General features: G+C 66.9%; 17 protein-coding genes. 8 read left to right on the top strand and 9 right to left on the bottom strand.

Translation table 11 applies throughout. From position 1 onward, the window contains the following. Positions 1 to 27: 27 nt before the first annotated feature. Complete coding sequence (locus MLE27_RS07130; RefSeq protein WP_279355720.1) at positions 28 to 702, bottom strand: SOS response-associated peptidase; 675 nt, start codon at positions 700 to 702, stop codon at positions 28 to 30. Between the two features lie 103 nt (positions 703 to 805). Between MLE27_RS07130 and tatA the strand changes: the two genes are divergently transcribed. Further along, positions 806 to 1,048 carry a twin-arginine translocase TatA/TatE family subunit gene (tatA, locus tag MLE27_RS07125; protein WP_243311371.1) on the top strand — a complete coding sequence of 81 codons (243 nt, stop codon included), beginning with the start codon at positions 806 to 808 and terminating at the stop codon, positions 1,046 to 1,048. Between the two features lie 17 nt (positions 1,049 to 1,065). Beyond that, entirely contained in the window at positions 1,066 to 1,905 is an 840-nt protein-coding gene (locus MLE27_RS07120; RefSeq protein ID WP_243311370.1) for a ribonuclease H-like domain-containing protein, read from the top strand. Positions 1,906 to 1,934: 29 nt separating this feature from the next. Here the strand turns inward: MLE27_RS07120 and MLE27_RS07115 are convergent, their stop codons facing one another. Next, positions 1,935 to 2,255: a hypothetical protein gene (locus tag MLE27_RS07115; protein ID WP_243311369.1), complete on the bottom strand. Its 321-nt coding sequence runs from the start codon at positions 2,253 to 2,255 to the stop codon at positions 1,935 to 1,937. Positions 2,256 to 2,497: 242 nt separating this feature from the next. On the opposite strand from MLE27_RS07115, the gene MLE27_RS07110 reads away from it, so the two are divergent. From MLE27_RS07110 to MLE27_RS07085, 6 genes are all read left to right on the top strand, one after another. Then, complete coding sequence (locus tag MLE27_RS07110; RefSeq protein ID WP_243311368.1) at positions 2,498 to 3,901, top strand: MBOAT family O-acyltransferase; 1,404 nt, start codon at positions 2,498 to 2,500, stop codon at positions 3,899 to 3,901. A gap of 19 nt (positions 3,902 to 3,920) precedes the next feature. After that, positions 3,921 to 5,036, top strand: a complete 1,116-nt coding sequence (locus MLE27_RS07105; protein WP_243311367.1) for an SGNH/GDSL hydrolase family protein — start codon at positions 3,921 to 3,923, stop codon at positions 5,034 to 5,036. Positions 5,037 to 5,178: 142 nt separating this feature from the next. After that, the gene (locus MLE27_RS07100; protein ID WP_243311366.1) at positions 5,179 to 6,057 is read left to right on the top strand and encodes an SGNH/GDSL hydrolase family protein; all 879 of its coding nucleotides are present in this window, start codon (positions 5,179 to 5,181) and stop codon (positions 6,055 to 6,057) included. A gap of 22 nt (positions 6,058 to 6,079) precedes the next feature. After that, positions 6,080 to 6,943 carry a hypothetical protein gene (locus tag MLE27_RS07095; RefSeq protein ID WP_243311365.1) on the top strand — a complete coding sequence of 288 codons (864 nt, stop codon included), beginning with the start codon at positions 6,080 to 6,082 and terminating at the stop codon, positions 6,941 to 6,943. Positions 6,944 to 7,022: 79 nt separating this feature from the next. Then, a complete protein-coding gene (locus tag MLE27_RS07090; RefSeq protein ID WP_243311364.1) occupies positions 7,023 to 7,757 on the top strand; it encodes a tetratricopeptide repeat protein in 735 nt (244 codons plus the stop codon). Between the two features lie 79 nt (positions 7,758 to 7,836). Next, positions 7,837 to 8,061 (top strand): hypothetical protein, encoded by a 225-nt coding sequence (locus MLE27_RS07085; RefSeq protein WP_243311363.1) that lies wholly within the window; start codon positions 7,837 to 7,839, stop codon positions 8,059 to 8,061. 766 nt (positions 8,062 to 8,827) lie between these two features. Here MLE27_RS07085 and MLE27_RS07080 read toward each other — a convergent pair. From MLE27_RS07080 to gatC, 7 genes are all read right to left on the bottom strand, one after another. Next, on the bottom strand, positions 8,828 to 9,475 hold the full coding sequence (locus MLE27_RS07080; protein WP_243311362.1) for a hypothetical protein: 648 nt from the start codon (positions 9,473 to 9,475) through the stop codon (positions 8,828 to 8,830). 63 nt (positions 9,476 to 9,538) lie between these two features. Next, the gene (locus MLE27_RS07075) at positions 9,539 to 10,159 is read right to left on the bottom strand and encodes a hypothetical protein (RefSeq protein ID WP_243311361.1); all 621 of its coding nucleotides are present in this window, start codon (positions 10,157 to 10,159) and stop codon (positions 9,539 to 9,541) included. A gap of 206 nt (positions 10,160 to 10,365) precedes the next feature. Next, positions 10,366 to 11,685, bottom strand: a complete 1,320-nt coding sequence (locus MLE27_RS07070) for a histone deacetylase family protein (RefSeq protein ID WP_243311360.1) — start codon at positions 11,683 to 11,685, stop codon at positions 10,366 to 10,368. Further along, positions 11,679 to 13,358 carry a hydantoinase/oxoprolinase family protein gene (locus tag MLE27_RS07065; protein ID WP_243311359.1) on the bottom strand — a complete coding sequence of 560 codons (1,680 nt, stop codon included), beginning with the start codon at positions 13,356 to 13,358 and terminating at the stop codon, positions 11,679 to 11,681. Before MLE27_RS07065 ends, MLE27_RS07070 begins: the two co-directional genes overlap by 7 nt. A 119-nt stretch (positions 13,359 to 13,477) precedes the next feature. Continuing rightward, positions 13,478 to 14,719 carry a NupC/NupG family nucleoside CNT transporter gene (locus tag MLE27_RS07060; RefSeq protein ID WP_243311358.1) on the bottom strand — a complete coding sequence of 414 codons (1,242 nt, stop codon included), beginning with the start codon at positions 14,717 to 14,719 and terminating at the stop codon, positions 13,478 to 13,480. A gap of 73 nt (positions 14,720 to 14,792) precedes the next feature. After that, positions 14,793 to 16,256, bottom strand: coding sequence for an Asp-tRNA(Asn)/Glu-tRNA(Gln) amidotransferase subunit GatA (gatA, locus tag MLE27_RS07055; protein ID WP_243311357.1), 1,464 nt, complete (start codon positions 16,254 to 16,256; stop codon positions 14,793 to 14,795). Between the two features lie 21 nt (positions 16,257 to 16,277). Beyond that, positions 16,278 to 16,568 (bottom strand): Asp-tRNA(Asn)/Glu-tRNA(Gln) amidotransferase subunit GatC, encoded by a 291-nt coding sequence (gene gatC / locus MLE27_RS07050; RefSeq protein ID WP_243311356.1) that lies wholly within the window; start codon positions 16,566 to 16,568, stop codon positions 16,278 to 16,280. Positions 16,569 to 16,705: the final 137 nt, after the last annotated feature.

Below are 16,705 nucleotides of genomic sequence, written 5' to 3'. Positions count from 1 at the left end.
TGTGGGTGCTTGAAGCGCCCGTCCGGTTCAGCCAAGCGTCCGTAACGGTTCGATCAGCCCCTCCCCCTCGTGCCCGGAGGCGTTCACGGCCGTGCCCACCATCCAGCGGGCCATGCCGGGCCAGGGGCGCGGGGCCAGGATGTCCGCCAGCTCCTTGGGGTCGTCCAGGGCCGGGTCCAGCCAGCGGGCGTCGTCCTCGGGGCGAACGGCCACGGGCATCCTGGTGTGCAGCGGGGCCACGAACTCGTTGGCCTCGCAGGTGATGATGGTCAGGGTGAGCAACTCCTCCCCCAGGGGGGACTCCCAGTGCTCCCACAGCCCGGCCAGGGCCATGAGCGAGCCGTCCTCCGGGGTGATGAACCAGGGCTGGCGCTTCTTCGGGGGGCCGGTCCACTCGTAGAAGCCCTGGGCGGGCACCAGGCAGCGGCGGTGGCGCAGGGCGGCTCGGAAGGCGGGCTTTTCGGCCGCCGTCTCGGCTCGGGCGTTGATGGTCCTGGCGGCTATGTCGGGGTCCTTGGCCCAGAAGGGAACCAGGCCCCAGCGATAGAGGCCCATCTGCCTGCCGTGCTCGTTTTCGGTGACGGCCTCGACAAGTTGCCCCGGCGCGATGTTGTAGCGCGCGGGAGCATCAGGAACCGTTTCCATCTGGAAACGTTCTCGAATAAGCTTTCGGGGTATGCCCAGGGCGAAGCGTCCACACATTGGAGTGAGCCTCATTAAAAAGTTTTCAATTGCCAAACACCAATGCCGAGCTTAGTTTCCCCGTGCGGGTATATCCCCAGCGCAACGAGACAAGGAGACGCTCATGGGAGCCTTTTCCATCTGGCATTGGATCATCGTTCTGGCAATCATTCTTCTGCTGTTCGGCCCCGGCCGCCTCGGCAACCTCGGCCGTGACCTGGGCAAGAGCATCAAGGAATTCAAAAGCGCCATGAACGACACGGACGTCACTCCGGAGAAGATCGAAAGCGATCACTCCAAGACGACGACCACCGCCTCCACGACCACGACCACCACTGCGGCCCCTTCCGACAAGACCAAGGTTTAACGGTCTTTTCTGGAGCCATGCTCGGGCGCACATTCATCCATCTGCCTGGCGTAGGTCCAAAAAGCGAATCCTCCCTGTGGAATGCGGGCATCCGCACCTGGGAGGATTTTCTTTGCGCCCCCAAACCGCCCGTCTCCGCCGCCAAGGCGGCCCTGCTGCGCCCGGAGCTTGAACGCTCTGCCGAAGCCCTGGCCCTGGGCGACGCGGACTGGTTCGCCGCGCGCCTGCGCTCCGGCAACGCCTGGCGGCTTCTGCCGCACTTCCTGCCCGAGGCGGGCTACCTCGACATCGAGACCGACGGCGAGGCATTCCCAACGGTGACGGCCGTGGCCCTGTACCACAAGGGCCGCCTGCGCAGCTACGTCCACGGTCGCAACATGGAGGAACTCCATGAGGATCTGGCAGGGGTGAAGCTCTTGGTGACCTTCAACGGCAAGTGCTTCGACATCCCCGTGCTGGAGCGCGTGCTCGGCGTGCGCGCCCCCAAGGCCCACGTGGACCTGCGCTTCGTGCTCAAGAGTCTGGGCGTGGGCGGGGGCCTCAAGGCCTGCGAGAAGCGTTACGGCCTCTCCCGGAGGGAGCTGGACGGCGTGGACGGCTGGGGCGCGGTGGTGCTCTGGCGCGAGTGGGAGCGCCACGGGGACGAGCGCGTGATGGATACCCTGCTGGCCTACAACGCGGCCGACGTGCTCAGCCTCGAGGTGCTCCTGGCGCACGCCCTGGGCGACTTGCTGGCCGCCACCCCCTTCGGCGCGGAGCTTACTCCGCCCGTTCCGCCCATGGCCGCGAACCCCTTCCAGCCCGACCCCGAGGTGGTGGAGAAGGTGCGCGCGGCCTGCGCCCTGCACCATTTCTAGGAGGCGCATGGGCTGGGCGGCGGGATCGGCTACCAGTCCTTGTGGCGCTTCTGGAACTGGTCGAAGGCGTCGCTCTTCTGCTTGTTGCGCTGCTTGAGCCCCTGGAGCAGGCTGCCGTGGATGTCCTCCAGATCCTGCGGGGTGAAGCGGGGCGGGGGAGTGCGCGGGGCCTCCTGGATGTCGAAGGTGGGCTCCTCCTGGCCGGGCGCGAAAGCGGGCTGCGCGGCCTCTGCGCGGGGCGGGGCGGCTCGATCCTCGGCGGGTGCGGCACCCATGGCCTGGCGGATCAGGCGCAGCTCCGTGAGCATCTCCCTGTTGATGACGATCAATTCCTGCAAAAGCTCTTGCATGTGGCCTCCGGGGCCCTGTTGGCGGTTGCCTTTTTCGGGCCGAGGGATAGAATGCCGGACATCCGGGGGGGTGAAAGCGCGCTTCGGCGAAGTCACTGCCCAATCATCCGATATTACAATTAATTTTTATCGAGTGCGTGCCGAGCGGACTGTGTCCGGGCGCGTGTGAGAGTGTAACAGGGCGCAGGCCGCGTCAAGCCCGTCCTGATCCGGAGCCATCATGCATTCCGCCTTCGCTTCCTATGCAGCTGCTTAGCCTGGAGTTCGCCTTCTTCTTCCTGGGCGTGCTGGCGCTCTCCTGGACCCTCCGGGAGCGCAACACGGCCTGGCGGTTCCTGCTGCTGGCCGCCTCCTATATTTTCTACGCCTCTTTCCACCCGGGTTTCGCCCTGCTGCTGTTCGGGGTGAGCGCCGCCACCTGGGCGGCCGCGCGCCTGCTGGCCCGGCCCGCCGCCGACGCGCTGCCCCTGGGGCCTTCGCGCCGCGCCATCCTGGCCACCTACCTGGTCGTGGTTCTGGGCGAGCTGTGCTTCTTCAAGTACTACGGACTGGCCTCCGACCTCACGGGCCTGCTGCCGGAGATCACCCTGCTCATGCCGGTGGGCATCTCCTTCTTCACCTTCCAGGGCATCGGCTGCGTCATGGACGCCTACCGCAACCCGGACGGCCCCCGCTGGCAGTTCATGGACGTGCTGCTGTTCATGGCCTTCTTCCCCACGGTCATGTCCGGCCCGATCCTGCGCGCCAGGGACTTCATCCCCCAACTGCACGACCTCCGTCCGGCCTGGACCGACTCCAACCAGGCCTTCTGGCTCATCGCGGTGGGCCTGTTCAAGAAGGTGGCGCTCTCCAGCTACCTCTCGGAGCACGTCACGCGCCAGCTCTTCAGCGCGCCCGAGGGCTTCTCCAGCCTGGGGGCGCTCATGGGCGTGCTGGCCTACAGCGCGCAGATCTACCTGGACTTCTCCGGCTACTCCGACCTGGCCCAGGGCCTGGCCGGGCTGTTGGGTCTGCGGGTGCCCGACAACTTCCACAGCCCCTACAAGGCCCGCAACCTCCAGGAGTTCTGGCAGGGCTGGCACATAAGCCTCTCCACCTGGCTCAGGGACTACCTCTACATCCCCCTCGGCGGCAGCCGCTGCTCCGCCATCCGGCGGGACTTCAACCTGCTGGCCACCATGGGCCTGGGCGGCTTCTGGCACGGGGCCAGCCTGAACTTCCTGGCCTGGGGCCTGCTGCACGGCGCGGGCCTCGTGGCCACGCACCACCTGGGCGGGCGGCTCAAGCTGCCCGCGGAGGGCTGGATGGGCAAGGCCTGCGACGCCCTCAAGTGGGCGTGCACCTTCGGCTTCGTCACCCTGGCCTGGGTGTTCTTCGCGGCCCCGGATTTCGCCACCGCCATGGACGTGCTTGCGCGCATAGCCTCCCTGGATGGGGAGGGCACCGGCCCCGGCCTCACCCTGGCCGTCATCACCGTCTCCGTGATCGCCTTGCAGGGGCTGCGCCTGGACGTGCTGCGCGCCTGCCCGGCCTGGCTGGAGCGCCTGCCCGCCCCGGCCTTCGCGGCCGCGCTGGGCCTGCTGGCGGCGTTGATCGTTCGTATGGGACCAGACGGCATGCTGCCGTTCATATACTTCTCTTTCTAGGTAAAAGGACGACGGACCCATGAAGGGTGGACGCATCATCGGAATATACGCCCTGGCCCTGGCCGTGGCCGTGCTCGTGCAGTTCGACCGCGTGGAGAGCTGGCTCGGCTCCCGCTTCGAGCAGGGCCTGCCCGGCTGGGCGCACGAACTCGTCCTGAATGTCGACGCCCTCTACCAGGGCACGGGCCTGGCGGCCGCCGGGCTTGAGTTGGACTGCGCCACCGCGCCCTTGTTCGGCGGCACCTACAAGAACACCTACCGCTGCGAGCAGCCCGTGCTGGCCGAGCTGGACGGACAGGCCCCCGAGGCCTCCGGCGGCGTTCAGGCCGCCCTGGCCTGCCCGCCCGCGCAGGCCCAGGGGCAGGCCGAGCAGGCCGCGCTGGCCACGGCGACCGCCCCGGCACTCCAGGCCAAGCCCAAGGCCGCCCCGCCCCGGCTGCACCTGCCCTGCGACGTGCTGGTGGTGGGCGACTCCCTGGCCATCGCCCTGTCGGGCAGCCTGGAGCGCATCTTCAAGCGCTACGACGGCCTGACCATGATCCCCAAGGGCAAGGTGGCCAGCGGCCTGCAGAACCCCCAGTACTACGATTGGGAGCAGGCCCTGCGGCAGTTCCTCAAGGAGTACAACCCGGGCCTCGTGGTGGTGATGATGGGCGCCAACGACGCCAAGTACCTGACCCTGGACCCCCAGGCCCCCGAGCCCTGCGCCGTGGCGGACAAGCGGCGCGGCGTCTACGAAACCAGGCTGGGCCGCTTCCTCTCCGTCCTGGAGGAGAAGGGCGTCGCCAGCTTCTGGATCGGCCTGCCCGTCATGGGCGACCAGGACCTCTCCGCCAAGAGCCACGCCCTCAACGCCATCGTCGCGCAGGCCTGCGCGGGCACGGCCCACTCCCGCTTCCTTGATACCTGGAGCCTGCTGGCCGACGCGGGGGGCAATTACGCCCAGCACATGGTGGACGGCTCCGGCAAGCGGGTGAAGGTGCGCGAGGGCGACAAGATCCACTTCTCGCCCGCCGGGGGCGACATCATCGCCAAGGCTTTCCTGACGGACGTAGGCTCCATGATCGAGCTCAAACCCAAGGACAGCAAGGAAGTGGCCGCCGCCCACCCGGCGCCCGCCACCGCGACGCCCTGAAACCAAGCGCTCCAGGGTCATGCCCGCTCGGCGGGATCGGCCTCCGCTTTGGGATGTTCAGTGAACACCGGCGAGGTGTTGCGAGTGTGGCGAGCCTTTCTTCCGGCTTGACGGAGGCCCCTGTTGCGTCCTAACGGGGACCATGCGCTTTATTCAGCTCATTCTGAAAATGTGCGTGTTGCTCATGGCGCTGGCCGTCACCGGCTGCGCCGGGCTGGGTGGCGGCGAAAGCTCCGCCCACGCCGGGAGCGACAGCAAATCCAAGGCACTGGCCGCCCTGGACCGGCCCAAGCTCGGTCCCAAGGGCCTTTTCGATCCGCAGGCGCCCAAGCGGCGCATCCAGTCGCTCGTCGTCGTGGGCGACTCCATATCCATCAGCCTCGGCTCCGAACTGGAGAAGATGGTGGCCGAAAAACCGGGCTTGCGCTTCGCGCGCCTGGGCAAGGTTTCATCCGGCCTGGCCCGGCCCGACTTCTTCGACTGGGATCGCCACATGGAGGATATGGCCCGCCGCTACCGGCCCGACGCCGTGGTGGTGATGCTCGGAACCAACGACAACAAGCACCTGCGCAACCCCGACGGCTCCCAGGTGACCTACCGCTCCCCGGAGTGGGAGAAGGGCTACGCCGCCCGCGTGCGCCGCATCATCGAGATCTGCCGCGCCCAGAACCCGGACGTCACGGTGTTCTGGATGGGCTCGCCCGTGACCGCCGACAGCGACCTCAACCGCGACCTGCGCCACATCAACGCCCTGGTGCGCAGGACCGTCACCTCCCAGAAGGACTGCTACTACGTGGACACCTGGAGCCTGTTCTCCTCCCAGGACGGCGGGTTCGCCTTCTCCAAGCCCGATGTGGAGAACGGAGCCACCCTGCGCGCCCGCGACGGCATCCACATGACCACGGCAGGGGCCCAGGCCCTGGCCGGGTTCTGCATGGCCGTTCTGGAGAACCGGATCTACTGGGACCCGCCCAGCCAGCCCAAACAGGATCAGGCCTCCCAGGGCAAGTCCGGCGCCTGACCCCAACAAAAGGATTCATGACATGACGCGCACATGCGTATTGGCGGCTCTGGCGGCGCTGCTCCTGGCCGCGCCCGTGCAAGCCAGGGTGGTCAAGGAGATGCAGGTCACCCGCACGGGCAAGGTGGCAACCGTGACGGAGGACCAGGTCACCGTCTACCGGCTCATGCTCGACAACGGCAAGATGATCGTCATCGGCGACAGGGAGTTCTTCGGCCCGGCCGGGCGCGCCGCCCTGGACCAGGCCGCGGAGCGCAAGCTCACCGTGGAGATATCCGGGCACCTGCTCATCCACAACGACCAGCCGCCCATGTTCACGCTCCCTCTGGAGAAGATGGACGTGCGCGGGCTCTCGGCCCAGGCCCCGTCCACGACTCAGGTCGCGGCCCAGGCCCCTGCGGCCTCCGCGCCGGAGCAGCAATCAGGCGACGCCGCCCCCTTCAAGGCCGCCAAGCTGCGCTTCGACAAGTCCGCGCCGCTGGGCCAGGCCCTGGACGCCTACGCCTTCTTCACCTCCAGGAGCTGGCAGGTGCTCAGCGCCAGCAAGGCCGAGTTCAAGGCGGACATCGACCTCTCCAGCGTCAGCCAGACGGACAGCCGCTTCATCGCACGGCTCAAATCCCCGAACGTGCAGGACACCTTCAAGTCCATCACCTTCGTGGCGCAGATCACCCTGCACCCCGACGGCACCGCCGACTGCCCCGACCCGGCCCTGGAGGCCGTCTTCCTGGACGGCGCCAAGGACAGGCTGGTGCTCAAGGAGCCGCCCAACTACTACTTCGACCGCATCCTCAAGAACCGCAAGATCAAGCTGGACTACTTCCTGAGCAAGGCCGCGCTGAACCCAAAGTACGGCAAGGGCGCGGGCTCCGCCGGGCCGCAGTAGCACACCCGGCAACAAGGACGTCGAAGGCATCGTAACGCACCGCCGCGCCTCGCGCGGCATGACCCATCAGGGAGAATCCATGTCCAAAGCCAAGCAGAAGACCCCGGCCTCCAATCCCTCCGCCAAATCCGCACCGGGCCAAGTGCCCGCCGGCATGGTGCGCAAGCAGAGCGCCGTGCTGCTCTGCGCGATCATGCTCCTGGCGGGGGTTTTCATGGGCTGGCAGGGCGCGGTGATCGTCTTCAACCAGGAGACCGTCGCCGGAAGGGGCGCCGGGCAGGAGCACGGCCAGCAGCCCCAGGCCGGAATGCCCCCGCAGGGCATGCCTCCTCAGGGGATGCCTCAGGGCGGCATGAACGCCATGATGGGCGGCGGCCAGAACCCCATGATGACCAACCTGATGGCCCAGGCCAAGACCCTGGAGGACAAGGCCGCGAAGACCCCCAACGACGTCAAGGTCTGGGTGGATCTGGGCAACCTCTACTTCGACGCGGACCTGCCCGAGCGCTCCGTGGCCGCCTACGAGAAGGCCCTTGCCCTGGACGCCGGGCAGCCCGACGTCTGGACGGACATGGGCGTGATGCTGCGCGCCATAAAGAAACCCCAGGAGGCCCTGAAGGCCTTCCAGAAGGCCGTCTCGCTGCAGAACAACCATGAGATCGCCCGCATGAACATCGGCGTGGTGAAGCTCTACGACCTGGGGGACAAGGCCGGAGCGGCCGAGGCCTGGAACCAGCTGGTGGCCATCAACCCCGGGGCCAAGATGCCCGACGGGCGCAAGGTGGCCGACGCGGTGAAGGACCTCTCCAAATAGACTCGATTCAGGCAAGGGCCGCCGGGCGACCGGCGGCCCTTGTCATTTCCCCAAACGGCCACGCCAACGGGTGATCGCCATGAGCCAGCCCTCGCCAGCCCCGCGCCAACTCTGCTGCACCTGCAAGTATTTCTTCTTCATGGACATCAAGGCCAGCATGGGACGTTGCCTGAACATCGGGATGCAATGGCCGTACTCGGAGCGCGGCAGGAACTACACCCGGGTTGGGCCGGATTTCTCCTGCGAGCGGTGGGAGCTGCGCGGGGCGCGCTGCCCGGAGGAGCGGGGGGACGAGAGGGGATGAGCGGGGAGCGGGGCCGAGGCCGCCGCTGCGTGATGGTGTCAGGGGTTGCGCGTCGTGCCAGCCGATGCGTCAACCGCCTGATCTGAACTCCCGGATGATGGACTGAAGAATCGCCGTTGCGACTCCGAAGAGGATGAGACGGTATGGCTTTTCGACCAGCCAATGTGTGAATTTTCTGAGGGATTGAAAAAAGGAAACTTTGTTCACATGAGTGCCTTTGGGCTATTGCTTCTACCGCTGGCCATTCAGAAGCGAACCGGCTGCCTGACTACCATCTGAACGAACTCATCATTCTGACAGCACCGGACTAACCGCCAAGTCGCAATGTCAGCCCCTTCTGCACTCCCTGATGCTGGTTATGAGAAGCGCAATGGCGACACTTAGGATGAGGAGGCGGTAGGGTTTTTCCAGCGCCCAATGGACGAATTTGCGGTGTGATTCGGAGAAGGACAACCTTTTCATGTGAATGCCTTTGGTCTGTTCACGTTGGCGTTGGATATGCACATTGGGCAGGCCGCCCGGCTACCATCTGAGCCAACTGATCGTTCTGATATAATCGCCGAAAAAATAAGCTAGGGCGAGTGAGTAGATAATGACAAGGATAAGCATTTTCCAAATAGGAAAAGGTTTGCTCCCTCTGATGTTATTAATGAATTTACCGATGAATTTGTTCATTGGCCTCACCTGGTTCAAGCGTATTTGTTCGGTGTAATATTTATACATATATCTGGTAAAGTAAAGCCCCTGCTCGCGCAGGGGCTATTACTTAATCGTGGTCCTTTGCTCGTTCGAATTGCTCGCGGAGCCTGTCGCGCGGCGACGGTTGCGGCGGAGTAGCCTTATCCAGCAGGTCATAGCCTGTGTTATAGCCCACAACACCTCCTAAAGTCGACAAGCCTGACGTTGCCAGACCCCAGCCTATAGGGCCAGAGGACATGGCAGGAAGAGCAGCAGTAAAGCCTGCGACTCCGCCTGTAACTGCACCTGCATATGCTGCAGCCCTCCGGTCCTCCTCTGTCCCACGGACGAACCGGTCCTTCTGCTCCTGGCTCAAACCATCCCAGACCTGCTTGGGGATGCCGCCGACGAATTCATTGCTGTCGCCTGCGATTTGCTTGAACAGCGGGTCTTCATCGGCATGGAGCTGTCCCCAGTCGATTTTCTGCCGGTAAACTCCGTCCGCGTCCGGGACTGGGTTCGTGGTGACGACCTTGTTCAGCTTTCCGGGTTCGAGATCGTCATCCCGTCCTCCGACGGGATGGGCGGTGTCGAAATCCGTCCGGTTCGAGTCCGGGCCGGACATGTTGGAAACGGGGATCAGGTCCAACCCCCCATTGAACTTCTCGCCGTAGGGGTCGCCATCAAGTTCCTGCTGGCGCAGGTAGCTTTCGGCGATCGCGTCATTGGAATCCATCGTCATCTCCTTGATAGCGCCGGAGGTCAGCCCCTCCGGCGCGGTTATTCCGTTTCAGCCTGACTAGCGGCCATCGCGCCTGCGGCGGCGGTGGTGATTCGCGCCCATGACCTTCCCCGCCGCGCCACGGAGTTCCTTGTAGAACTCCAGCGTTTCCAGCGGGCAGCGCGAGAACACCTTCGTCACCGCCTTCCTGGCGGACTCCGGGAGGGTCTTCAGCACATGATTCATCACCTGCATGGTTCCGGCGTGCAGCGGGTCGTGGTGAGCCAGCCTGGCGAAGAGCATGTCCACGCGCTTTCTGGTGCGGTGCTTGCGGGCGTCCTCGAAGTCGGCGCGGTGGCGGCTGTGGTGGAAGGCGTTGAGGTCGCGCAGGGTGTACCAGCGGAGCTGGGCGGCCGGGTCGGCTGGAGCGGGGCCTAGATCGTTGGGGATGAACGTGTCGTTCCAGTGGTCCTGGAGGATTGCGAGCACTTCGGGGTCGCTCATCAACGAGGCGTGGATGTGCTCGTTCTCGGGCATGAATGCAGCCTGCCTCACCCGGTACGTGGGCGCGGCCTGCCGATGTTCAGATCTGGGCGGGTTGGGGTCGTCGGGGTGGGTGCCCGCGGGTACGCCGCAAGCAGCGTTCAAGCGCCGCCAATAGGCGGCCAGATTGGCCTGGAGTTCCTGTTCGCTTCTCATGATGCGTCCTTTTGTGGATTTCCCGGTCAGCCGGGTAATGGGACGCATCATATTCAAGAAAGGATCGCTGTCTCCCCACATAGGGCTATGTGGGGAAAAAGTCGCCAGGCAGTGCAAATTTATCGTCGTGAACGCGAAGCGGAATGGGATTCCAAAGGGAGGAACTCCCTTTGGCCGCCGGAGGCGTCTTCCCTCTCCGCCTTCCCTTAAATCAACACCCGCTTCACGCTCTTGCCGGGCCTGTCCACCAGCATGGCGCGGCGGTAGTTCCTGGAGCGCTGGCCCAGCTCGAACACCTCGTGGCCCTTTTTCACGCACTCCGGGCACGCGCCCACGGGTATCCTCACGGCCAGGCACACCGGGTCGGAACCGGCCCGGCTCTCGATGACCACCGTGCCGCCGCACTCCCCGCACATGCGCACCTTCTCGAGCTGGCGCTCGAAGATGGAGTCCGTGTCGTAGTGGATCTCCTTGTCGCGCACGAACCACTCGCCCTCCACGCGCCCGTGCTTGGGCAGGGCGGGCGGCGCGGTGAAGTACTCCAGCAGCTGGTCCGCCAGGGACTCGGTGTACTCGGTGATGCGCTTCTCCTGCTTGACGCGCTCGGGGTCGAAGTCGGGCTCGCGCACGTTGGAGGTGTCCACCCCGGCCATGGCCAGGCAGATGCCCAGATTCACGTAGGGTAAAGCGCCCTGGATGGAGTAGCCCCCCTCCAGCACGGCGATCTGCGCGCCCAGGCGGCGTGTCAGCTCGGCGTACCCCTGGGCGGAGAAGGCCATGTTGGTGATGGGGTCGGAGAAGTGGTTGTCCTGCCCGGCGGAGTTGATCACGATCTCGGGCTTGAAGCGCTCCAGGAGCGGCATGACCACGTGGTCGAGCATGTGCAGGAAGCCTTGGTCCCCGGTGCCGGGCAGCAGGGGGATGTTGCAGGTGGCGCCCATGGCCGTGGGGCCGCCCAGCTCGTAGGGGAAGCCGGTGCCGGGGTAGATGGTGCGGCCGTCCTGGTGCATGGAGATGAAGAGCACGTCCGGGTCGTGCCAGTAGATGTCCTGGGTGCCGTCGCCGTGGTGGCAGTCGGTGTCCACGATGGCGATGCGGCGCACGCCGTAGCGCTCCCGCAGGTATTCCACCATCACGGCCTCGATGTTGATGGTGCAGAAGCCGCGCGTGCCGTGCACCACGGACATGGCGTGGTGGCCGGGCGGGCGCACCAGGGCGAAGGCGCGTTCTGCCTCGCGCTCCATCACCAGCCGCGCGGCGCGCATGGCTCCGCCCGCGCTGACCAGGTGCGAGTTGGTGACAACGTGCTCCACGTCCGGGAAGGTGAAGTGGGCCAAGTCCACGTCGGGGACGCGGGCCAGGTCGGGCTTGTATTCGCGGATGCCCGCCACGTCGAAGAGGCCCTCCTCGCGGAGTTGGTCCTGCGTGTAGAGCAGGCGCTCCTGGCGCTCGGGGTGCGTGGGGCTGATGGCCCAGTCGAAGGCCGGGAAGAAGACCACTCCCAGAGAGTTGCGCGCTTTCAGCATCGGCAGCCCACCGCCTTGCGGTAGCCGGGCAGCACGCCGGGCCGGATCTGGCACTTCACGCGGATGCTGCGGCCCACGAGCATGTCGTCCTCGACCATGTTGAAGCTCTGGGCCTCCACGGTCTCCACCAGGGCGTCGGGGTCGGGGATGCGCAGGTGCTCCAGGTAGCCGCGCAGGTGGCGGGCCGCGTCGGCCTCGGCCTGCTCCAGCTTGTAGCTGCCGTTCACGGATTCCTCCACGTCAAGGCCGGGGATGAGCATCCGGCCGCGCTGGGTGTCCGCGAAGAGTTCGGCCGAGAGCGTGGGGCGGGAGAGCGCCGCGCCGATGGCGTTGGCCACGGCGTAGCTCTCGGGCACGAAGACCTCCTCGGGGAAGGCCTCGGCCAAAAGCCCCGACATGGCCCGGGCCGGGCCGCCCATGACGTAGACCCGTTTGGGCGTGACGCGCTTGCCTTCGAGCAGCTCGTAGATGGTGTAGACCGGGCGGTCGTTGACGGAGCGGGTCAGGTCGATGACGGCGGCCCGGATGGAGGTCACGGCGGCCAGAGCCGCGTCCTGGGCCAGGGTGGGGCCGTCGGTGTTGTGCTTCGCGGCCAGCTCGTTCAGGCCCCGGCGCGAGGCCGCGGTGTCGCCAAGGTCCGCCGCGCCCAGCACGTTCAAAGCGTCGGTGAGGGTGGGGGTCTGCCCGCCCTCGCACATGGCCGGGCCGAGGCGGCGCGGGCCCACGCGCACCTGGCCGTCCACCAAACTGATGGCCGAGTCGCCGCCGATGCCGATGGAGCGCGTCTTGAGGGCGCGCACCAGGGTTGGCCGCCCGGAGATCACCGCGCCCTCGGGGCTGGTCAGGGGCGCGCCGTCGGCGAAGAGGGCGATGTCGGTGGTGGTGCCGCCGATATCCAGGATGACCGAGTCCTCCTGGATGTCGCACACGGCCATGATGCCCATGACCGAGGCGGCCGGGCCGGAGAGGATGGATTCCACCGGGAACATGCGCGACATGGAGAGCGGCATGGTGCCGCCGTCGGCCTTGAGGATGTTCACCCGCGCGCTCATGCCCAGGCTCACGGCGCAGCGCTGCACCGCGTCGGCGAAGCGGTTGAACACCCGCCAGACCGCCGCGTTGAAGGCGGCGGTGTGCACGCGGCGGCCGAAGCCCAACTGGCCGGAGAACTCGTGCCCCAGGGTGACGAAGTCCGCCTGGGGGTGCACCAGCTCCTTGAGGGTCTCCTCGAAATCGGTGTTGCGGGGCGAGAACTTGCCCACGCAGGCGTAGACGCTCACTCCGGCGCGGCGGCAGGCCCCGGCGTGCTCGCGCGCGGCGGCCAGGTCCAGATGGGAGGTGATGCGGCCCCGGTGGTCGGTGCAGCCGGGGATGACGCGGTAGTGCTCGCCGATGGAGTAGGCCGCCGGGTCGATGCCCGGCCCGGAGACCACGAACACGCCCACCGGCTCGGTGAGGCCCTCGACGATGGCGTTGGTGGAAAGGGTGGTGGAGAGGTTCAGGCGGCTGATGCGCCCGGCCCCGGCCTCGGGCACGATGCGGCCCAGAACCTCGCGGATCGAAGAAAGCAGATCGGTGCGGTTCGTTTTGGCCTTGGCCCAGGCCAGCAGGCCCTCCGCACCGACAAGAACCGCGTCGGTGTGCGTGCCCCCCACGTCGATACCCAGCAGCATGCGTAAACCTAGCACATGCCCACCGGGAACACCATTGCCAAAGAGCCCTTACGGGCGCTGTTAGCCGAGGAATTCCTGCCGTTCGTCGAAAAATGCGCTTCTTTCCGGCCGGTTCGGCCTCAGGGGAAAAGCACGCCCACCACGGCCCCGGTCATGAGCGAGGCCAGGGCTCCGGCGGCCAGGGCCTTGAGGCCCATGTTGGCCACCTCGGCGCGGCGCTCGGGGCAGAGCGCGCCCAGCCCGCCGATGATGATGCCCACGCTGCCCAGGTTGGCGAAGCTGCACATGGCGTAGGTCAATATCAGGCGCGAGCGGGGGCAGAGCGCGTCCGGGGGCAGGTTGGCCATGTCGATGAAGGCGATGAACTCGTTGAGCACGATCTTGGTGCCCAGCAGGCTCCCGGCGGTCTGGGCCTCGGCCCAGGGCACGCCGATGAGCCAGGCCACCGGCGACATGACCCAGCCCAGGATGCGCTGCAGGGTCAGGGGCGCGCCCCAGAGGTCCGGCGCGGAGCCCAGCCCCAGGTTGACGATCTTCACCAGGGCCAGGAACACGATGAGCATGGCCAGGATGTTCAAATAGAGCTGCAGGCCGTCCCAGGTGCCGCGCGCCACGGCGTCCATGGAGCCGGTGGCCGGGGAGGGCGGTATCTCGCGGCCCAGGGTGGGCTTGCCCGATTCTGGCAGCATCAGCGCGGCCATGGCCAGGGCCGCCGGGGCGTGGATCACCGAGGCCGTGAGGATGTGGCCCAGGGCGTCGGGGATCACAGGCCCGAGAACCGCCGCGTAGAGCATGAGCATGGTGCCCGCGATGCAGGAGAGGCCCGTGGCCATGAGCGCGAACATCTCGCTTGGTGTCAGGCGGGTGAGGTAGGGCTTGATGAGCAGCGGGGCCTCGATCATGCCCAGGAAGATGGTGCCGCCCGCGGCCACGCCCAGCGCTCCGCCCAGGCCCATGGTCTTGGAGAGCACCCAGGAGAAGCCGCGCACCACGTGGGGCAGGATGCGCCAATAGAAGAGCAGCGAGGTCAGCGCACCGATGACGATCACCAGCGGCAGCGCCTGGAAGGCCAGGATGAAGCTCTGCCCGGGCTTGGGCTCGGGGAAGGGGACCGGGCCGCCGCCCAGGTAGCCGAAGACGAAGCTGGTCCCGGCGCGGGTGGCCTCCTCCATGCCCAGGACCACCTTGTTCAGGGCCATGAAGAGGCCGGAGAACGCGGGGACCTTGAGCATGAGCCCGGCGATGGCGAACTGCAGCGCCACCCCGCCCAGGAGCATGCGCCAGGGCACAGCGCGGCGGCTGGAGCTGAGGAGCCAGCCCGTGAAGATGAGGACGAAAAGGCCGAGGAGGCTGTGAAGCATGAACGGTCTCCTATCGCCGGGGTCCGGGGGGAGGCCCTCCCCCCGGCCGCCGGAGGCTTCTTCGCCTCGGCTCTTAGATTTTCGGCATCCCGATCTGCGGCAGCGCGCCGCTCAGGGCATTGGCCGCGCCCAGGATGGTCCCTTCGTCCCAGGCCTTGCCGAACATCTGCAAGCCCACGGGCAGGCCGCTCTCCTGGCCCAAACCAACGGGCATGGACAGGCCCGGCAGCCCGGACAGGTTCAGCGAGATCGTGAAGATATCCGCGAGATACATCTGGAGCGGGTCGTCCGCCTTCTCCCCCAAACCGAAGGCGGTAAAGGGCGAGGTGGGCCCCACGATCACGTCGCAGGCCTGGAAGGCATCCAGGAAGTCCTGGCGGATCAGGCGGCGCACCTGGGCGGCCTTGCGGTAGTAGGCGTCGTAGTAGCCCGCCGAAAGCACGTAGGTGCCCAGCACGATGCGGCGCTGCACCTCCTCCCCGAAGCCCTCGGAGCGCGACATCTCGTAGAGGTCGCGCAGGTCCTTGGCGTCGGGGTGGCGGAAGCCGTACCGCACGCCGTCGAAGCGCGCCAGGTTGGAGCTGGCCTCGGCCATGGCCACAATGTAGTAGGTGGCGATGGCGTACTTGGTGTGGGGCAGCTTCACGGGCACGACCACCGCGCCGAGCCCCTTGGCGGCGTCCACGGCCTGGTCGCAGCAGGCGCGCACCTCGGCGGTGAGGCCTTCGCCCCAGTACTCCTCGGGCAGGCCCAGGCGCAGGCCCTTCAAATCCTTGCGGGTGGCGGTCTGGGCCGCGAAGTCGGGCACTTCGCGCGGGGCGGAGGTGGAGTCCTTGGCGTCGTGGCCGGACATCACCTGCAGCATGACGGCGCAGTCCTCGGCGGTGCGGGCCAGCGGGCCCACCTGGTCCAGGCTGGAGCCGTAGGCCACCACGCCGTAGCGCGAGATGCGCCCGTAGGTGGGCTTGATGCCCGTGACGCCGCAAAAGGAGGCGGGCAGGCGGATGGAGCCGCCCGTATCCGTGCCCAGAGCCGCGAAGCACTGCCCGGCGGCCACGGTGGCTCCGGAGCCGCCGCTGGAGCCGCCCGGAACCTTGTCCAGATTCCAGGGGTTGCGGGTCTTCTGGAAGGCGGAGTTCTCCGTGGAGGAGCCCATGGCGAACTCGTCCATGTTGGCCTTGCCCAGCAGGATGGCCCCGGCCTCCTTGAGGCGCGCCACGCAGGTGGCGTCGTAGAAGGGCACGAAATTTTCCAGGATGCGCGAGGCGCAGGTGGTGGCCACGCCCTTGGTGCAGATTGCGTCCTTGACCACCACGGGCACGCCCCACAGCGGCTTGGAGGCGTCCGGCCCGGCGGCGTCCATGGCCTGGGCCTGGGTGAGGGCCGCCTCGCCCGTGACGGTGAGCAGGGCCTCGATGGCGGGTTCGGTGTCGGCGATGCGCTCCAGGCAGGAGGAGACGGCGTCGGTGGCGCTCACGGAGCGGTCGGCCAGTCTGGCGCGCAGCCCGGCCAGGGAGAGCGAGAGAATGTCGGACATGAGCGTATCCTTTCCTTATCCTTATCCGGCGACGATCTTGGGCACGATGAAGTACGTCCCGTCGGTTTCGGGCGCGCCGGAGAGGATGTCCGAGCGCTGGAAGGTCTTTTCGGCCACGTCGGCGCGAAGCGGCGTGGGGTGCTCCACGGGGCTGTAGAGCGGCTCCACCCCGGCGGTGTCGCAGGCCTCGAGTGCCTCCATATAGTTCAGGATGTCGCCGATCTGCGAGGCTATGCGTTCGAGCTTCTCTTCCGGCAGGCGCAGGCGGGCCAGCGCGGCAACCTTGGCGGCCTGTTGGGGCGTGAATTTCATGCGGGGCTCCTTGGATGCGAACCACAGGTCTTTAGCTTCTCGGGCTTTGGAGCGCAAGAAGCGGGGGGGGGGGCGGGGGGGGGGGGGGGGCGGGGGGGGGGGGGGGGGGGGGGGGGGGGGGGTGGTGGGAGGTGGGA

Source organism: Fundidesulfovibrio agrisoli (assembly GCF_022808715.1).
Lineage (GTDB): Bacteria > Desulfobacterota > Desulfovibrionia > Desulfovibrionales > Desulfovibrionaceae > Fundidesulfovibrio > Fundidesulfovibrio agrisoli.
Note: the sequence above shows the minus strand (reverse complement) of the source record. Positions and strands in the feature narration are given on the sequence as shown.